The sequence below is a fragment of the Roseibium sp. SCP14 genome (assembly GCF_040329475.1).
Classification (GTDB): domain Bacteria; phylum Pseudomonadota; class Alphaproteobacteria; order Rhizobiales; family Stappiaceae; genus Roseibium.
Window position 1 is genome coordinate 1 of record NZ_JBDZYH010000006.1, and the last position, 17468, is coordinate 17468.

The window sequence follows — 17468 nt, forward strand, 5'->3', positions numbered from 1 at the left end:
GAAAGATCAGCGTACCTGCGTAACTCCTTAAAACCCTCAACTCACGCCGAGGATCGCAAGGCCAACGCCGCCTACGCTTCCCTTCCTTCATAACCAAATTGTCAAAGAACATGAGGAATTTACCTCATTTGGCTTAAAAGCCCTCACCCAAAGACGTCAAGTCGAGAACCCGTTACCAGGCCTTTATGACTGCGATGTCTGGAGCGACCAACAGCGAGAAGCGCCGTGTTGGCGGCGCCGCCGTCGATGGAGGCGGTTATACGCATGGCCTGAATGGGAGTCAACACAGTTTGTCAAAAAAGATTCACAGAACGTGCTTTTTTTGAAAAACTCGTGTGTTTTCAATGGTTTATTTTATGGATTTTCATTCAGGCCAGCCTTTTCACCTGAAAAAGCCCCTCTTTCCCCTCTCCATATATATGCGCCATAAAACAACAGTTCGAAAGTTGCCCTTGGGGCACGCAGAATGAAACCACAGAACCGTCAAAATGTGATATTAGGCAATGCGTCACATTCGCCGGAAGCAGGGCTGGCGGGTTGGAAACAATTGACCTTTTTATTCAAACGCTGCATGAAGCATGATCCATTTTGTTTGGCGCTGCCGAACTGAAAGCCCCGGCTTTGTGCAAACGGGTTGATCTGCTGAAGAGCTGTATGAAGGACCGGACGGGTATTTATGCATTTTGGGCCATTCCATAATACGCAGTCCAATCGCATCGAACTCGGCGAAGAACCGCCATTGCGTGCATATGAAGGCCGCAGTGGCATGGCCGACCGCAGGCAGGTCTCCCTGCGCTGGCTGGCCGGCACGGTTCTGACCGGCGTTACATCTCTTGTGCTGATGGGCGGCGCCCTGATGGCCGCGCTTGACGGTCAGTACAGTGTCGAAGCTGCTCCGTCCTCCGGTACCTTGCTGGATGGGCTCTCGGTTTCCAATGGTGGCGGCACCAAGGGCGACCGGGTGCTTCGAACGGCAACTGAATATTCAAGCAAGCATGTGATTGACGTCAATGTCGTCTCCCGTGTCGGTGACAGGGACAATATCAGGGTTCAGCCACACGTCTTCGTCAGCGCAACCCTAGCAACACGCAACGACCCGGAACTTTCTTCCCGGATTCCTGCATTCAATCCACTCAACATGTTTGCGGAAAATCTCGAAGACGATATTTCCGGCGCAGCGGCGGAAGCTGCGACATCTCTCCTCGCCGATTCCCTTTACGGCGCCAAACTCGAGAACGAAGTCAGCATCAGCCTGACCCCGTTCCCGTCTTCAAGCTCTGAAATTGACCTGGGCGAGACCCCGACCGAGGCCGAAGTCGAATTAAGTGTCCGTGAAACGGCACGGACCATGTCCATCGATGCTGTCGAGATGGCTGCGAAAACACTGGTCGATCCGGGCCGGTTCGATTTCAACCTTGCCCTGCAACCTGATTTGGAACGCTACGCAGTCCGGATCACACCCGAAAACGTCTCCTTCGTTTCCAAGCGCGATGAGGAGATCCGATTTGCAGGTATGGATGAAAGCATTGTCCCCGTTACAGCAGGACAGTCATTCGCAGATCTTCTCCTGAATTATGAGGCGTCGGAAACGGAAGCGACCTCGATCACGTCCGCTTTTGCAAATCTCTTCGGCATTTCCGAACTGGAGGAAGGCCAGAGGCTTCGCATTGCATACGCGCCGTCGCCCGATGATCTGGAACGGATGCGACCGGAACGTGTCAGTCTTTACACAGACACTGATCACGAGGCCACTGTGGCCCGTTCGGACAGCGGCGATTACATCAAGGCGGAAGAGCCAAGCACGTTCCTCGCGGATGCATTTGCCGAAGCGGACCGCGTTTCTTATGGCGGACCGACTCCGGCAATTTACGACAGTCTCTATCAAACGGCGCTTGAACAGGAGATGCCCGAGGAGATCATCAACGATCTCGTGCGCATGTTCTCCTTTGATGTCGACTTCAACGCCCGTGTCCAGCCCGGTGATGCACTGGAACTGTTTTATACCGAGGGCGACGACAATTCAGGACCCAAGATCCTTTACGCCGCATTGAACACCGGTGACACGACCCGGGAGTTTTATCGCTATCGAACCCCTGACGACGGCGTCACCGACTTCTATGATGCCTCGGGCCAGAGCGCCAAGAAGTTCCTGATCAGAAAACCTCTCAACGGCGGAAAGTTCCGCTCCGGTTTCGGCATGCGCCGCCACCCGATACACAAATACACCAAAATGCACCGCGGTGTTGACTGGTCCGCGCCGCGCGGGACCCCGATCATGGCAGCCGGAGACGGCGTCGTTATCAAGGCGGGGTGGAGCTCCGGGTACGGACGGCGCATCGAACTGCGCCACACCAACGGCTACACCACGACCTACAATCACCAGACCGGCTTCGCCAAGGGCGTCAAGGAAGGTGCTCGCGTCACCCAGGGTCAGATTATCGGCTATGTCGGTTCCACCGGCCTGTCGACCGGCCCTCACCTCCATTACGAAGTTCTGGTGAACGGCCGCTATATGGACCCGATGCGGATCAAGCTTCCCAAGGGCCGAACCCTGGAAGGCGAAATGCGCGCGACCTTCGAAACCGAGCGCCACCGGCTCGACACGCTGCTCGACCGTGCCCGCAAACCATCCCGGATCGCGGCACTGAACTAGGTCATACCTCTCTCGGACAGTTTAAATACAAGACGCCCGCGGAACGCAAATTCCGCGGGCGTCTTGTCTTACTGGTTGCTGTTTCTTCAGGCAGCAGCGCTGCTTGAACCTTCGACCTGAAACACCAATCTGTCGGCACCGGCTGAAACGTCAACCGTCTGGCCGTCCAGAACGTCGCCTGCCAGCAGTTTCTCTGCCAGGGGATCCTGAACGTCCTTCTGGATCACCCGCTTCAGCGGACGGGCACCATAGGCCGGGTCATATCCCTTCTGGGCAAGCCAGCCGAGAGCGCTATCGTCCAGGTTCAAGGTGATCTTGCGATCAGACAGCAGGTCCCTCAGGCGCTCAAGCTGGATACTGACAATGCCCGCCATCTGCGAACGCTGCAGACGGTGGAACAAGACGATCTCATCAAGCCTGTTCAGGAACTCCGGACGGAAATGCCCGCGCACGGCTGTCATGACTTCGTCGCGAACCGCATCACTATCCTGTCCTTCCGGCTGATTGACCAGATACTCTGCGCCCAGGTTCGATGTCATGATGATCAACGTGTTACGGAAGTCCACGGTCCGGCCCTGACCATCGGTCAATCGGCCATCATCGAGAACCTGAAGCAAGACGTTGAAGACATCGCTGTGAGCCTTTTCGATCTCGTCGAACAGGACAACCTGGTAAGGACGCCGGCGGACAGCTTCCGTGAGGGCTCCACCTTCTTCGTACCCGACATAGCCGGGAGGAGCACCGATCAGCCGGGCGACAGAGTGTTTCTCCATATATTCCGACATATCGATGCGCACCATTGCACTGTCATCATCGAACAGAAAGCTGGCGAGAGCCTTGGTCAGCTCCGTCTTGCCGACACCGGTCGGGCCGAGGAACATGAACGAACCAATCGGTCTGTTCGGATCCTGCAATCCGGCACGCGCCCGGCGCACAGCTGTCGAAACAGCGTGGATAGCCTCAGCCTGACCGATAACCCGGCCCGCCAGAACATCTTCCATGCGCAAGAGCTTCTCACGTTCGCCTTCCAGCATCTTGTCGACCGGAATTCCGGTCCACTTGGAGACGACATGAGCGATGTGGGACGGCGTAACCGCTTCATCCACCATGGCATCGGTATCTTCAGAAGCTTCCGCGTCTGCCAATTGGCGCTCCAGATCAGGCACAACGCCGTAGGCAAGTTCGCCTGCCTTGGCGAGATCGCCGCGACGCTGCGCAATCTCCAGATCGATGCGGGCCTGTTCTAACTGCTCCTTGATTTTCTGTTCAAGGTTCAGCTTTTCCTTTTCGCCAAGCCAGCGGTTGGTCAGGGCCTGCGACTGCTCTTCCAGATCGGTCAGTTCCTTTTCCAGCTTGGCCAGACGATCCTTGGATGCCTGATCGCTTTCAGCCTTGAGCGCCTCACGCTCGATTTTCAGCTGAATGATCCGCCGGTCCAGCTCGTCCAATTCTTCCGGTTTGGAATCAACCTGCATCCTCAGCCGGCTCGCGGCTTCGTCCACCAGATCGATGGCCTTGTCCGGAAGGAAGCGGTCCGTGATATAGCGGTTCGACAGCGAGGCAGCCGAGACAATGGCGGAATCGGTGATGCGGACCCCGTGATGGAGCTCGTATTTTTCCTTGACCCCGCGCAGGATCGACACCGTGTCCTCAACGGTTGGCTCCGTTACGAACACGGGCTGGAAGCGCCTCGCAAGGGCAGCATCCTTTTCCACGTGCTTGCGGTATTCATCCAGCGTGGTTGCACCAACACAGTGCAACTCTCCTCTTGCAAGGGCCGGTTTCAGCAGGTTGGACGCATCCATGGCGCCATCGGCCTTGCCGGCACCGACAAGCGTGTGCATTTCATCGATGAACAGGATGATCTTGCCGGCAGCCGCCTCGACTTCCGAAAGAACCGCCTTCAAGCGTTCCTCAAATTCGCCCCGGTATTTGGCCCCGGCAATCAGCGCACCCATGTCGAGCGCCAGCAATTGCTTGTCCTTAAGTGATTCAGGAACGTCGCCATTGACGATTCTCAGTGCCAGACCTTCGGCAATTGCAGTCTTACCGACGCCGGGCTCACCGATTAGAACCGGATTGTTCTTGGTCCGGCGCGACAGAACCTGGATCGTCCGGCGAATTTCCTCATCTCGTCCGATGACAGGATCAAGCTTGCCGTCCCGTGCGACCTGTGTCAGGTCTCGGGCATATTTTTTCAAGGCGTCATACTGATTTTCGGCCGTGGCGCTGTCCGCAGTCCGGCCTTGGCGCAGCTGGTTGATGGCTTCATTCAGCGCATTCGGCGTGATGCCGTGCCGCTTCATCAGCTTTCCGGCTTCGCTCTCGCTGTCCATGGCCAGAGCAAGCAACAACCGCTCAACAGTGACATAACTGTCACCAGCCTTTTCGGCAATTTTTTCAGCCTGTTCGAAGAGGCGCGCCGTTGCCTGCGCCATATAAAGCTGTCCGGCCCCACCGGAAACCTTAGGCATCTTGTCCAAGACACCTTCCAGATCTCCCTTGAGAGCCTTTGCCTGACCACCGGCTCGTTCAATGAGGCCGCTGGCCATGCCTTCGGAATCATCCAGAAGTACTTTCAGGATATGTTCCGGAGAAAACTGCTGATGCCCCCGACCAAGCGCAAAAGTCTGAGCCGACTGGACAAATCCGCGGGCGCGCTCAGTGTATTTTTCAAAGTTCATTCGTTACCTCCTACCCGTCCTCGCCACCCGAAGCGTGGGGAACGTCGTTGGATACAGACCCCGATCCCGGGCATCCGTGCAGCCTCTTTGAGCGCTACTCCTCCTATATAGTGTTGCATTTTCATCACAAAAGGCCCTGCGACGGAAAAGCTCAACTCAAACAAAAAACGGCGCCCTTCCGGACGCCGTCTTATCGTTTTCAGCTTGATTGAAACTGACTATTCACTGACTACCGCCGCTTCTGCAGGAGCCTCTTCCGCTGCCTTGGCGCGGCGCGGGCGGGTCGTTCTGCGGCGTGGTTTCGGCTTTTCTTCATCCGACGCCTCGCTTGCAGATTCTGCACTTTCCGCAGCCGCTTCAGGAGCATCTTCGCTCGCAGCTTCCACCGATGTCCTGCGCGGGGTTCTCGCCCTTGGTGTCCGTGTGCGACGGCGCGGCTTTTCTTCAGCAGCCGCCTCTTCGGCATCTGCCTTCTGACCCGCCCCGTTCACCTGACCTTCCTGGTCGATAACCGGCATGTCTTCGATAAAAGGTTGCGGGCTGTCGGCATCAACTACCTCGCCTTCAGCAGAAGCAGCGCGCTCCTGAGGCGCCCGTTCCTGAGGTGCTCTTTCCGGAGCCCCCCTGTCCTGAGACGGACGCTCTGAACCGTTCACCGGAGCTGCACCATTTGCAGAGGCTGCGTCCTGGCCTTCCTCGGTTTCATTGCGAACCGCAGGCTGTGCAGCGGGTTGCTGTTGCGGTTGCGCTGCAGCGACAATACGGAGGTAGTGCTCCGCATGCTGATTGTAGTTTTCGAACATCACACGGTCGCCGGATGCCTGAGCATCACGGGCCAGCTGCTGATATTTTTCCGCAATATGCATCGCTGTGCCGCGGATTTTCACATCAGGACCGTTAGATTCATAAGTCCGGGTTAACGGATTAGGTCCCTTGCGGCCCCGTCCGCGCATACGCTTATTGCTTTGATTTCCTGGTCTCATCCTGCCGTTTTCTCTTACGGAACGGCGGTCAGCTATTCACTGACCCAACATCGGAATTGCCTAAAACCGACACGAAGTACATACCGAAACCAACAATGCTGGTTAGCGGCTGTCATTGAAAACCCACGCAGCGCGTCAAAGGCCACTGGCCAACGCGCTTGTCTTTTTCTTCGACAGTCCGAAACACCGGATAGCCCGATTTGCGAAGGATTCAACAACGCTTAAACTGCGCCTGTCCTCACATCGCCGGATGCGTATGCCCCGCTCAACGCTGATCACATTTCCGGTCTCGGCAAGGTGAACCTAACCGTTTCCGCCGCGATTTCCAAGTGCTTTTTCACCTTTGGGTCAAAACAATGAAATTACATCTTTCGAGCGACGACGACGCGATCGTTCTCCGCGAGATCCTTAATGATTTCAATTGCTCCAAAGCCATGATGACGCAGCTGTTTTTTCACATCCCCGGCCTGATCGTAACCAATTTCAAAAGCAATTTGCCCACCTGGCCGCAAAAGAGACTCGGCATCTGTAACAATACGGATATAAGCCTCAAGACCACTCTCACCTCCATCGAGAGCCAATTTCGGGTCGTGTTGAATCACTTCCCGGGAAAGGTCTTGCAGAATCGCGGTGCGAATATAAGGCGGGTTGCTGATGATCCAGTCCAGACCGCTCGCCGGCGACACATTCCGAGATTGGCACAAAGCCGACAGGTAATCCGCGCACAAGGGAAAGAAACGATCCCCCACGCCGTGGACAATCGCATTCTTCGCAGCACAATCAAGGGCCTCTTCAGACAAATCAACCGCGATCATTTCGGATCGCGGCAGTTCAGCCAGCATTGTAACTGCGATTGCACCAGTCCCTGTCCCGATATCGCACATCAGATTAGAACAGTCCGGATCGGTTCGCTGCAAGACCGCATCAACCAGGATCTCGGTATCCGGCCGAGGTTCCAACGTAGCGGCATTCATCTGGAAACGGCGGCCATAAAACTCGCGTTCTCCGAGTATCCGGCCAACCGGCATTCCGCCAAGGCGCTTTTCCGCAAACGCCCACACCAGGGCAACACGTTTAGAGCTGACTTCATCTGCCTCGTTCAGAACGAGATCAGAGATTGAAATATCCAGCGCCGAACTGACCAGCAGTTTCGCGTCCAGGTCAGGCGTCGGCAGACCGGCCCGCCTGAACTGATCCCGAACCTGGCGGTAGAGCTGACCGACCAGCATGATCAGACTTCTTCAGAGGCCAGCAGGTTGGCCTGATGATCCATAATCAGGGCATCGATAACTTCCCCGAGCCCTTCGCCGGCAATGATCTGCTCCAGCTTGTAGAGCGTCAGCCCGATGCGATGGTCCGTCACACGCCCCTGAGGGAAATTATAGGTTCTGATTCGCTCCGACCTGTCTCCGGAACCAACCTGAAGGCGGCGGGCTTCCGTGCGTTCGCTGGCAGCTCGCTCCCGCTCTTCATCGTAAATGCGGGCTCGCAGCAGCTGCATGGCCCGCGCCTTGTTCTTGTGCTGAGATCGTTCGTCCTGAACCGCAACCACGATCCCGGTAGGCAGGTGGGTGATGCGAACCGCGGAATCCGTCGTATTGACGTGCTGACCACCTGCGCCCGATGCCCGGAACGTATCAATGCGCAGATCGCTTTCCTGAACATCGATATCGACGTCTTCAGCCTGCGGCAGAACCGCAACCGTCGCTGCAGAAGTGTGAATACGTCCACCGGACTCGGTCGCCGGAACACGTTGCACCCGATGCACGCCGGACTCGAATTTCAGACGCGCGAACACATTGTCACCGGACACTGACGCAATCACTTCCTTGAAGCCGCCGACCTCCCCTTCGCTGGCGGAAAGAATTTCAACTTTCCAGCCCTGAAGCTCTGCATAGCGCTGATACATGCGGAACAAATCGCCTGCAAACAGAGCCGCTTCGTCTCCGCCGGTACCGGCGCGCACTTCGAGAATGGCGTCGTTGGCGTCCGCAACATCCTTAGGCAACAACCCGATGCGAACATCCTGGGTCAACTGCTCGACGCTGCCGGAAAGCTCATCGCGTTCCATCTCGGCAAGTTCACGCATTTCGGCGTCAGTGTCCGAATCGGAGATCAGCGATTCCGCTCCGGCAAGATCTTCCTCCGCCTTGATCAAGGCACGGATCTTCTGCACCAGGGGTTCCAGCCCGGCATACTCGCGGGACAGTTTCACATAGGCGGCAGGATCGGGGTTGGCCGACATCATGTGTTCAAGTTCGGCAAACCGGTCCAGTAGATTATCGAGTTTATGACGCGCCAGCATACGCGCAGGTTCTCCTAGAACTTTTATTGGATGAGTTACGAACGTCGCCGCTAGAGCGCAACATCCGTCTCGCCAGCAAACCGCTTCAGCACTTCGCGTATGTTGCTGTCATCATGCCCCGGATCGAGCCGTGGCAGCAGACGTGCGGACAAACGCCCTGCATCAAGAGTACGCAGCATGGCCTTTACCGGACCAAGCGCTGCAGGTGACATCGACAGATCCCTGTAACCCAGGCCGACCAGAGCCATGGCCTCAAGGGGGCGTCCGGCCAGCTCGCCACACAAGGTCACCGGAACATGCGCCTTATTTGCTGCATCGACTATGGATTTCAAGGCCCGAAGGAACGGGATGCTCAAAGTGTCGAAGCGATCAGCCACGCGGGTGTTTCCACGATCTACGGCACAGAAGAACTGGAAAAGGTCGTTTGAGCCGACAGAGACGAAGTCGACATACCCCATCAGTTCATCCAGCTGGAACAGAAGCGACGGCACTTCGACCATGACCCCGAGGCGAACATTTTCCGGTGTTGCATGTCCGTGTTGCCTGAGGTGTTTGATTTCCTTGTCGACCAGGGCCTTTGCCTGCAGGAACTCATCAACCTCAGCCACCATCGGGAACATGAGCTTCAGTTCGCGGCCCGCGGCGGCATGCAGCAGGGCCCGGATCTGCGTTCGCAGCAAACCCGGCCGGTCGAGACCCAGCCGCAGCGCGCGCCAGCCCATTGCCGGATTTTCTTCCTGTATCGAACGCAGATACGGCAGAACCTTGTCACCACCGATATCCAGTGAGCGGAAAGTCACCGGCTTGCCTTCGGAAGCATCCAGAATCTGGCTGTATTGGGCCTGCTGCTCCCGCATTCTCGGGAATGAGGACGCGACCATGAACTGCAATTCGGTACGGAAAAGCCCAACTCCAGCCGCACCCGATTCTGCCAGATGCGGCAAATCGATCAGCAACCCCGCATTCATCTGCAGCGAAAATTCGACACCGTCCTTCGTGACCGACGGTTTGCTGCGCAAGCGCCGGTATTGAGCCTGGCGCCTTGCGCGGAAGCGGACCTTCTCCGCGTAGGCGTTTTCCAGATCGGTCGCAGGGCGCAGGTGCACCTCACCGGTATCGCCATCGACAATGATTGCATCACCGCCATCGGCCATTCCCACGATGTCTTCGACCAGGCCGACAGTCGGAATTCCAAGGGCACGCGCGACGATGGTCACGTGACTGGTCGGTCCGCCCTCTTCTAGAACCAATCCACGGATGCGGTCTCGGCCATAGTCCAGAAGCTCCGCGGCACCCATGTTCCGGCCAACAATGATGGCGTCCTGTGGCAGCTCATCCACGCTCGGGCCGTGTTCCCGGCCCATCAGCTCGCGGATCAGGCGGTGTGCGAGATCGTCAAGATCGTGAAGGCGCTCGCGCAGGTAAGGATCTGTCTGGCGCAGCATGCGCGCGCGGGTATCGCTCTGCACCTTTTCAACCGCGGCTTCAGCTGTCAGCCCGTTCTTGATCGCCTCTTCGATCTTTCGGATCCAGCCACGGTCATAGGCAAACATCCGGTAGGCTTCCAACACTTCGCGATGTTCACCGGACGCTGCAATTTCGCCGCTGGCCAAGAGGTCATCAATGGAAAGCCGAAGCCGGTTGATCGCGCCTTCCAGGCGATTCTTTTCCCGGTCAGTGTCTTCCGCGATAAGATTGGTAACGACGACGCGCGGTTCGTGCAGAACCACATGCCCAAGGCCGACGCCTTCCGCCAGCCCGACACCCGTCGCCGTGATCGGACGGGACAGATCCAGTCCTGTTGCCTCCTGGGCAATCGCCTCCAGTTCCCCTGCTGCCACCATTTCGGCGATCACCATTGCTGTCGTCTGCAGTGCCTCGACTTCGTCTTCCAGATAGGTGCGGTGCGACTGATTTTGAACCACGAGCACGCCGAGCGTGCGGCCGGCCCGCAGAATCGGCACGCCCAGAAACGAATTGTAGGCTTCTTCACCCGTCTCGGGCAAATAGGTAAATCCGGGATGTGCACTTGCATTGGGCAAGTTGAGGGGACGCGCCTCGGCGGCAATCAACCCGACCAGACCTTGCCCAACGCGCAATGAGGCGTTGTGAACCGCCTCCCGGTTCAACCCTTCCGTGGCATAAAGCTCAAGAACGCCGTCGGCACGCAGAATATAAACCGAGCACACTTCGGCGACGACGTTGGATGCGATCAGCACCACAATCTTGTCGAGTCGCTCTTGCGCCGTGATCGGCTCCGCCATGACTTCGCGGAGCCTGCGGAGCAATAGGCGCGGTCCGGCTAGGTTGCTGCGCATTGCGCCCCCGTTTTATCCCGCTTTGGACAAGCTCCGACTCAGGTTAACATCAGAGCCGGCTTGCCGGATAGACTATCCGTCCAACCCGTATAGCGAATGGAGAGTCCGCACTGCAAGTTCCGCATACGCAGAATCAATCAGGACGGAGATCTTGATTTCCGAGGTTGTGATCGCCCGGATGTTGATCCCCTTGGAAGCCAGGCCACGGAAGCACTGGGCTGCGATACCTGCGTGAGACCGCATTCCGATACCGATGACGGATACCTTAACAACGTCCGTCGCACCCTCAAGGTTCTGGAAACCGATCTCTTCCCGGTTGTCCACCAGCACCTTTTTGGCCCGTTCGAAGTCTCCCTCGGGAACGGTAAAGGTAATGTCCGTGGTTTTTCCGTCCGGCGAAATGTTCTGGACGATCATGTCCACGTTGATGTGGGCATCCGCCAGTGGTCCAAATACGGATTCCGCAACACCCGGCTTGTCAGCCACGTCACGGATTGAGATCTGAGCTTCGTCCTTGGCATATGCAATGCCGGTGACAACTTGCTGTTCCACGAGTTCATCCTCGTCGCAAATTAGAGTACCAATCGGGAGGCCGTCTTCGCCGACCTGCGGTGCATCCGGATCGTCAAAACTGGAGCGCACGAATGTCCTCACACCATGCACCATCGCCATTTCGACAGAACGCACCTGAAGAACTTTCGCGCCAAGTGACGCCATTTCGAGCATTTCCTCGAAGGAAACGCGTTCAAGGCGCTGCGCTTTGGGCACAATGCGCGGGTCGGTCGTGTAAACACCGTCAACATCGGTATAGATATCACAACGATCCGCCTTGATCGCCGCCGCGATGGCAACGGCACTCGTATCGGAACCGCCACGGCCCAGCGTCGCAATGCGATTGTCTGGTGACATGCCCTGGAAACCGGCGAGCACGGCAACCTGCCCCTGCTCAAGCCGCTCCGTCAGGAAATCGCCCTCGATCTCTCTAATGCGCGCCGCGCCGTGATTCTCGTCGGTCTTGATCGGCACCTGCCAACCCTGCCATGACCGGGCATTGACACCCATGTCCTGAAGCACAATCGCCAGCAGGCCGGATGTCACCTGCTCACCGGAGGCAACCACCGCATCATATTCCCGCGCATCATGCAGAGGCGCGGCCTCGCGGCAGAATTGCACCAGTTTGTTGGTCTGTCCGGCCATGGCCGATACGACGACCGCAACCTGATGACCGGCATCCACTTCCCGTTTCACATGGCGCGCGACATTGCGGATGCGATCCAGATCGGCAACCGAAGTCCCACCAAATTTTAAAACCAGTCGGGCCATACCACTCGTAATCTTTTTATCGTGTCATGAAGCGCCAGACGCTCCGGATGGATCGGCGCACATGCATACAGGCTGCGTTCCTTTGCTGCAACCGGAACTCTTGACAAATGAACTCAGACCTTGGATCGACTGCAAGTAACAGACAAAGCGGCACAGCATCACGCCGTTCGACTGAACGAAAGGTTCGTCCGATGACAGACAAGGCTCAACAATCAACCGGCACGATCGACAGCGAAGAAGTCGCACGCTTTTCGGCTATGGCCGAACAGTGGTGGGATCCAACCGGGGATTTCAAGCCTTTGCACAAGTTCAACCCTGTCCGGCTCGCCTACATCAAGCAGGAAGTCTGCCGCCATTTCGGGCGGGACCCGAAGGCGGCTGATGCATTCAAGGGACTGCGCTTTCTGGATATCGGGTGCGGAGGCGGCCTGCTGAGCGAGCCCATGGCCCGACTGGGAGCCGAAGTGGTGGGCGCCGATCCCTCCGAAACCAACATCAAGATCGCGAAGCTCCACATGGAGAGTTCCGGTCTGGAGATCGATTACAGGGCCGAAACAGCGGAAAGCCTGGCCGCGGCCGGTGAAACTTTCGATGTCGTCCTGAACATGGAAGTCGTGGAGCACGTTGCCGACGTGCCGCTGTTCATGGAGGCGACCAGCCAGATGGTCCGCCCGGGCGGCTTGATGTTTATTGCGACCATCAATCGCACTTTGAAAGCCTATGCACTTGCCATAGTCGGTGCGGAATATGTTCTGCGGTGGCTGCCAAAGGGAACCCACTCTTACGAAAAGCTGGTGAAACCCGCCGAACTCGAAGAACCGGTCAAGGCTGCAGGCCTCAAGATCATTGACCGGTCCGGTGTCAGCTACAACCCCCTGACCGACACCTGGGGCCAGTCGCGCGACATGGATGTCAACTACATGCTGCTCGCTGAACGGGTGACCTCGTCCTGATGGGTGATCCGATCGTCCTGGTTCCGGGTCTCTTATGTACCGAGGCCCTCTTTGCGCCGCAAATCGCAGCCTTTGCGGACCGGCCGATCATGGTTGCCAATCACCGCGACCACGACAGCATTACCGACATCGCGGCGCATCTGCTGGAACAGGCACCCGAACGCTTTTCCCTGATCGGCCTGTCCATGGGCGGTTACGTCGCCATGGAAATCATGAGAGAGGCACCGGAACGGGTCTCGAAGCTCGCGTTGCTGAACACAAATCCGCGAGCCGATACTGCCGAGCAGACCAAAAGACGGAAATTTCTGATCGAGCTCACCCGGAAAAAGGGGTTCGGCAAAGTGCCGCACCTTCTCTATCCAGGCTTTGTTCACGAAAGGAACGAAGAAAACGAAACCCTGAAATCAGCCGTTGTCGACATGGCGCGGGAAACCGGGGCAGAGGCATTCATACGCCAGCAGACGGCGGTGTTCGGCCGTCGGGACTCCCGGCCGCGACTTGGCGAGATTTCCTGTCCGTCCCTGGTAATGGTCGGCGATGGAGATCGGCTGACCCCTGTAGACGTGGCACGGGAAATCCATCGGCACATCCCCGGGAGTGAGCTGTCCGTGATTGCAGATTGCGGCCATTTGTCGACCCTGGAAGCTCCCGAAGAAGTTACCTATGTGCTGACGGACTTTTTGAACGCAAAGTAATCCGGACGACATTTTCCGCGATTCTCGAAGAGATCTTTTCACTTCTTTGATCCCTGTCAAAGATCCGCCTTGCGGGCAGGCTACAGTTACGTCAACTTAGGCGCGGTCCGTTCACCGGAACTGGACCCCACGCCGACTTCTCGCAGGTGTACTGAGCGACACGCCGACATGAATCATTAGTTCAGGCCGGCCACAGCATGACAGACGGATAGCGGAGGATTTCTCATGCCTACAAAGCGCAATTCAGGTGCATTCGATATCAGCGCGATGATGACTGATTGGCCGATGCCGGCTTTTTCAAACTGGACCCATGCGGAACGTGAGGATCGGATGGAAGCCAGAACAATCGCCAGTTTTCAGAAAATGGGAGAAACAATGTGGTCCCAGGCAGAAAAAGCCTTTGACGACCACATGGAATTCGTCAGTCACCGGATTCATGAAGATTTTGAATGCGCAAAATCCCTGAGCCAGTGTGTCGCCCCTGAAGAAACCGTGGCGACGTTGCAGAACTTCTACTCAAGGATGGCAACGGAATATCAGCAGCACTTCGAAAAACAGGCAACCCTGTTCAGGGACAGCTTCACTGAAAACGCCGCTGTCGTCGAAGAGTTCAACGAAACGGCGATGGAAAATGTCACGGAGTTCAGCAAGGCGGCTGAAGAGACATTGCAGGAAACACAAACCGCAAAACCAAAGCCGCGCCGGAAGGCGGCAGCCGGCACCAAGCGCTGACGCTTGAAAGATTTGCGTTTCTTGGAAAAACTACAAAAATCGCATCACGCCACAGCGCGTGATGCATACTTCAGGGTCGCTCAGTTCTTGTCGTCTGGAAGCTCTGGCAAGGGCAGTACGGATATGCCCTCCTCAAGGAGTTCTTCCGCATCCTGGAGCGTCGTTTCTCCGTAGATGCTCCGCTCTTCGGCATCGCCGTAGTGTATTTTTCGGGCTTCAGAAGCAAAATTCGACCCGACATTTTCCGAATTCTCAACGATACGCGCGCGTACCAGCCGCAACGCCTCGACAATTTCCTTCTGACGAAGATTTTCCGGTAACAACGCGGAAGGCTGCATCGGCGTTGCGCTTGCCGGAGCTGGCGCTTCATTTTTCGTTTCAGAATCTTCGGCAGGTGCTTCAGCCTCGGCCTTTGCCACTGGAGACAACGCCTCGCGCTTTCTGGATGTCGAAACGGCGGGAGCCATGAGCCCCTTCCTGACATCGGTCGCACCGCACATCGGGCAGACGACGAGCTTGCGGTCAACCTGAGCCTCGAAGTCGCCGGAATTGCGGAACCAGCCTTCAAAGCTGTGAGCAGCTTCACAAACAAGCGTGTATTTGATCACGCAGGCATCTCCTTCAGCGCCTCGATACGCAAGAGCTTGAAATCCCGCTCGTTGGCAATAGCAGGTATCCGCGCACGCGCCTTGGCCACGTTTTCGATATCGATTTCAGCCAGAACGTAACCGGGTTCGTCATTCGCCAGTTCTGCAATCACCACGCCCCATGGATCGACGACAAGGCTGTGCCCATAGGTTTCCCGTCCGTCTTCGTGGGTGCCGCCCTGCGCGGCCGAAATCACATAGGCACCATTTTCAATGGCGCGGGCGCGCTGTAGCACATGCCAATGGGCTTTGCCAGTCTGCCGCGTGAACGCAGCCGGACCCGTCAGCACCTGCGCCCCGGCACGGGACTGCATGCGGAAGATCGCAGGAAAACGGATATCGTAACAGATCGCCATTCCTAGTCTGGCAATGGACAGATCCGCGACCACGGATTGAGTTCCTGGTTCGTAGGTTGCAGATTCCCGCCAACTTTCGCCATTCGGCAAGTCCACGTCGAACATATGGATCTTGTCGTAGCTGGCGGCTATCTTTCCGTCCGGCGCTATCAGAAATGCCCGATTGGCGACTTTACCGTTCTCCCGCAAAATCGCCAGCGAACCGAGATGGAGATAGATCCCCAGTTCGGCTGCCAACGATTTCGCCCTGGTCAAAAAGAGATCTTCCTGACCCGGCGGGATCCGCTCAAACAGCTCCTCCCGGCTGCGAACCAACAGGTTCGACATTTCCGGGGTCTGAACGTAATCGGCTCCCTCTCCGGCGGCGGCCCGTATCAGGGCTTCGGCGTTTTCAGCGTTTTCCAAAATGGTCCTGCCGCTTCGAAGCTGAACGCATGCTGCCGTAAACGAGGGCATTCTCTGGCCTTATGTCTGATTGGTCATTCGAGATTTCAGGACACTAAATCAGGATGCAAGCAAACCGTCCAGTTTTCCGGACCGCTCCAGGTCATGCAGTTCGTCGCACCCGCCGACATGTGTTTTCCCGACAAAGATCTGCGGAAACGTCGACCGTCCATTGGCCTTCTGCAACATTTCCTTGCGCAAGCCATTGTCAAAAGTCGCGTCGAACTCGGTATAGGAAACGCCCTTTTTGTCCAGAAGGCGCTTGGCAGCTGTACAGAACCCACAGAGCTGACGCGTATAAATTTCCACCTTGGCCATTCAAATCGATCCCTTCATTCAACTGGCTCAGCCGGACACCTCACGGCCATTCCGGCAAAATCCCGGCGTTATATGCGTGCGCCATGCCGAAACTCAAGGGATAAGAAGCATCATGGTTCGTCAGGCGAGGCCGAGCCGGATCTATTTGAAGTATCTGCAAACGCAAATGTGAGCACATCAACAGATGCGGCGCCCGCGGACAGCAAGGTTTTGCTGCAGACGGCAATCGTAGACCCGGTTGTAATCACATCATCGATCAAAACGACGTGACGTCCTTGAATCTGACCTATGCGTTCCGGGTCGATACAGAACGCGGACCGAACGTTTTTCTGCCGCGCCTTTGCCGACAGGCCAACCTGCCGGCGGGTTTTCTTGCGCCTCTTGAGCAGGCCGGGTTCAAATTGGCCTCCACATTCACGCGCAATCACACGGGCAAGATCGGCAGACTGGTTGAACCGCCGAGACAAAAGACGCATCCAGTGCAGCGGCACCGGGACAATGAGGCTGTCCTCCCGCAGGATTTCACTGCCTGTCCGGCACATCCAGAGCCCCATGGGCCTTGCAAGCTCCCTCCGGCGGAAGAACTTGAGTGCCACCACCAGATCCCGTGCCGGCCCATCATAAAAGGCAACGGATCGCAATCTGTCGAATATCGGTGGTGAGGCAATTGCCTGCGGACTCCAGGCTCCCTCCCCAACATCATAGGAAAATGGGGTTCCAAGGCGCTCGCACCAGGGTTTTTCCATAAAACTCATTTTCTGCCAGCAATCCGGGCACAAGCTGTCCGGCGTACCGACGGTGGAAGTGCAGCTAACGCATCTTAGCGGCAGCAGAAAGTCCAGGGTCAGGCGTGCAAATGCCCGTGGAATTGCTGTCATGTTTCTGGCAGTGACCCGCAAACCAACCTCAATTATTCTCCGCGAAGCAAGATAGCGCATTTTCAAGATGCGGTACCACCACATGCGGAACAAACAAGAGCCATCAGTCCCGCCAACGCTCTTTGACCTTCGGCTTCAGATACCATATGTGAACGTCAAGTTTTCGCGCAAATCCGAGT

General features: G+C 56.9%; 14 protein-coding genes. 4 read left to right on the forward strand and 10 right to left on the reverse strand.

Going from position 1 to position 17468, the window contains the following annotated elements:
• Positions 1–676 precede the first annotated feature (676 nt).
• Complete coding sequence (locus ABLQ08_RS22845) at positions 677–2653, forward strand: M23 family metallopeptidase (RefSeq protein WP_352946881.1); 1977 nt, start codon at positions 677–679, stop codon at positions 2651–2653.
• 86 nt (positions 2654–2739) lie between these two features.
• Here ABLQ08_RS22845 and clpB read toward each other — a convergent pair whose 3' ends face one another.
• From clpB to ABLQ08_RS22875, 6 genes are all read right to left on the reverse strand, one after another.
• Entirely contained in the window at positions 2740–5337 is a 2598-nt protein-coding gene (gene clpB / locus ABLQ08_RS22850; protein WP_352946883.1) for an ATP-dependent chaperone ClpB, read from the reverse strand.
• Between the two features lie 218 nt (positions 5338–5555).
• Positions 5556–6320 (reverse strand): DUF4167 domain-containing protein, encoded by a 765-nt coding sequence (locus tag ABLQ08_RS22855; RefSeq protein WP_352946886.1) that lies wholly within the window; start codon positions 6318–6320, stop codon positions 5556–5558.
• 362 nt (positions 6321–6682) lie between these two features.
• Positions 6683–7549 (reverse strand): peptide chain release factor N(5)-glutamine methyltransferase, encoded by an 867-nt coding sequence (gene prmC, locus ABLQ08_RS22860; RefSeq protein ID WP_352946889.1) that lies wholly within the window; start codon positions 7547–7549, stop codon positions 6683–6685.
• A 2-nt stretch (positions 7550–7551) separates the two neighbouring features.
• Positions 7552–8625, reverse strand: coding sequence for a peptide chain release factor 1 (prfA, locus tag ABLQ08_RS22865; protein WP_352946892.1), 1074 nt, complete (start codon positions 8623–8625; stop codon positions 7552–7554).
• Positions 8626–8675: 50 nt separating this feature from the next.
• Entirely contained in the window at positions 8676–10943 is a 2268-nt protein-coding gene (ptsP, locus tag ABLQ08_RS22870) for a phosphoenolpyruvate--protein phosphotransferase (protein ID WP_352946895.1), read from the reverse strand.
• A 72-nt stretch (positions 10944–11015) separates the two neighbouring features.
• Entirely contained in the window at positions 11016–12266 is a 1251-nt protein-coding gene (locus tag ABLQ08_RS22875; RefSeq protein WP_352946897.1) for an aspartate kinase, read from the reverse strand.
• Between the two features lie 191 nt (positions 12267–12457).
• Here ABLQ08_RS22875 and ubiG point away from each other — a divergent pair, with 191 nt between their 5' ends.
• The 3 genes from ubiG (at position 12458) to ABLQ08_RS22890 (ending at position 14646) form a co-directional block, all read left to right on the forward strand.
• Positions 12458–13219: a bifunctional 2-polyprenyl-6-hydroxyphenol methylase/3-demethylubiquinol 3-O-methyltransferase UbiG gene (gene ubiG, locus ABLQ08_RS22880; RefSeq protein WP_352946898.1), complete on the forward strand. Its 762-nt coding sequence runs from the start codon at positions 12458–12460 to the stop codon at positions 13217–13219.
• Positions 13219–13914 carry an alpha/beta fold hydrolase gene (locus ABLQ08_RS22885; protein WP_352946900.1) on the forward strand — a complete coding sequence of 232 codons (696 nt, stop codon included), beginning with the start codon at positions 13219–13221 and terminating at the stop codon, positions 13912–13914. Before ubiG ends, ABLQ08_RS22885 begins: the two co-directional genes overlap by 1 nt.
• Positions 13915–14139: 225 nt before the next feature.
• Positions 14140–14646 (forward strand): hypothetical protein, encoded by a 507-nt coding sequence (locus ABLQ08_RS22890; protein WP_352946903.1) that lies wholly within the window; start codon positions 14140–14142, stop codon positions 14644–14646.
• An 80-nt stretch (positions 14647–14726) separates the two neighbouring features.
• On the opposite strand, the gene ABLQ08_RS22895 is transcribed toward ABLQ08_RS22890, so the two are convergent.
• The 4 genes from ABLQ08_RS22895 to ABLQ08_RS22910 form a co-directional block, all read right to left on the reverse strand.
• On the reverse strand, positions 14727–15254 hold the full coding sequence (locus tag ABLQ08_RS22895; RefSeq protein ID WP_352946904.1) for a DUF1178 family protein: 528 nt from the start codon (positions 15252–15254) through the stop codon (positions 14727–14729).
• Positions 15251–16105 carry a carbon-nitrogen hydrolase family protein gene (locus tag ABLQ08_RS22900; RefSeq protein ID WP_352946906.1) on the reverse strand — a complete coding sequence of 285 codons (855 nt, stop codon included), beginning with the start codon at positions 16103–16105 and terminating at the stop codon, positions 15251–15253. The genes ABLQ08_RS22895 and ABLQ08_RS22900 overlap by 4 nt, the downstream gene beginning before the upstream one ends.
• 48 nt (positions 16106–16153) lie before the next feature.
• Positions 16154–16411, reverse strand: a complete 258-nt coding sequence (gene grxC, locus ABLQ08_RS22905) for a glutaredoxin 3 (protein ID WP_352946908.1) — start codon at positions 16409–16411, stop codon at positions 16154–16156.
• A 110-nt stretch (positions 16412–16521) separates the two neighbouring features.
• Positions 16522–17289 carry a ComF family protein gene (locus ABLQ08_RS22910; protein ID WP_352946911.1) on the reverse strand — a complete coding sequence of 256 codons (768 nt, stop codon included), beginning with the start codon at positions 17287–17289 and terminating at the stop codon, positions 16522–16524.
• Positions 17290–17468: the final 179 nt, after the last annotated feature.

What these genes read in the sequence shown, in the direction of transcription:
- ABLQ08_RS22845 (WP_352946881.1), top strand. Translation starts at nt 677, where the DNA reads ATGCATTTTGGGCCATTCCATAATACGCAGTCCAATCGCATCGAACTC.
- clpB (WP_352946883.1), bottom strand. Translation starts at nt 5,337, where the DNA reads ATGAACTTTGAAAAATACACTGAGCGCGCCCGCGGATTTGTCCAGTCG.
- ABLQ08_RS22855 (WP_352946886.1), bottom strand. Translation starts at nt 6,320, where the DNA reads ATGAGACCAGGAAATCAAAGCAATAAGCGTATGCGCGGACGGGGCCGC.
- prmC (WP_352946889.1), bottom strand. Translation starts at nt 7,549, where the DNA reads ATGCTGGTCGGTCAGCTCTACCGCCAGGTTCGGGATCAGTTCAGGCGG.
- prfA (WP_352946892.1), bottom strand. Translation starts at nt 8,625, where the DNA reads ATGCTGGCGCGTCATAAACTCGATAATCTACTGGACCGGTTTGCCGAA.
- ptsP (WP_352946895.1), bottom strand. Translation starts at nt 10,943, where the DNA reads ATGCGCAGCAACCTAGCCGGACCGCGCCTATTGCTCCGCAGGCTCCGC.
- ABLQ08_RS22875 (WP_352946897.1), bottom strand. Translation starts at nt 12,266, where the DNA reads ATGGCCCGACTGGTTTTAAAATTTGGTGGGACTTCGGTTGCCGATCTG.
- ubiG (WP_352946898.1), top strand. Translation starts at nt 12,458, where the DNA reads ATGACAGACAAGGCTCAACAATCAACCGGCACGATCGACAGCGAAGAA.
- ABLQ08_RS22885 (WP_352946900.1), top strand. Translation starts at nt 13,219, where the DNA reads ATGGGTGATCCGATCGTCCTGGTTCCGGGTCTCTTATGTACCGAGGCC.
- ABLQ08_RS22890 (WP_352946903.1), top strand. Translation starts at nt 14,140, where the DNA reads ATGCCTACAAAGCGCAATTCAGGTGCATTCGATATCAGCGCGATGATG.
- ABLQ08_RS22900 (WP_352946906.1), bottom strand. Translation starts at nt 16,105, where the DNA reads ATGCCCTCGTTTACGGCAGCATGCGTTCAGCTTCGAAGCGGCAGGACC.
- grxC (WP_352946908.1), bottom strand. Translation starts at nt 16,411, where the DNA reads ATGGCCAAGGTGGAAATTTATACGCGTCAGCTCTGTGGGTTCTGTACA.
- ABLQ08_RS22910 (WP_352946911.1), bottom strand. Translation starts at nt 17,289, where the DNA reads ATGACAGCAATTCCACGGGCATTTGCACGCCTGACCCTGGACTTTCTG.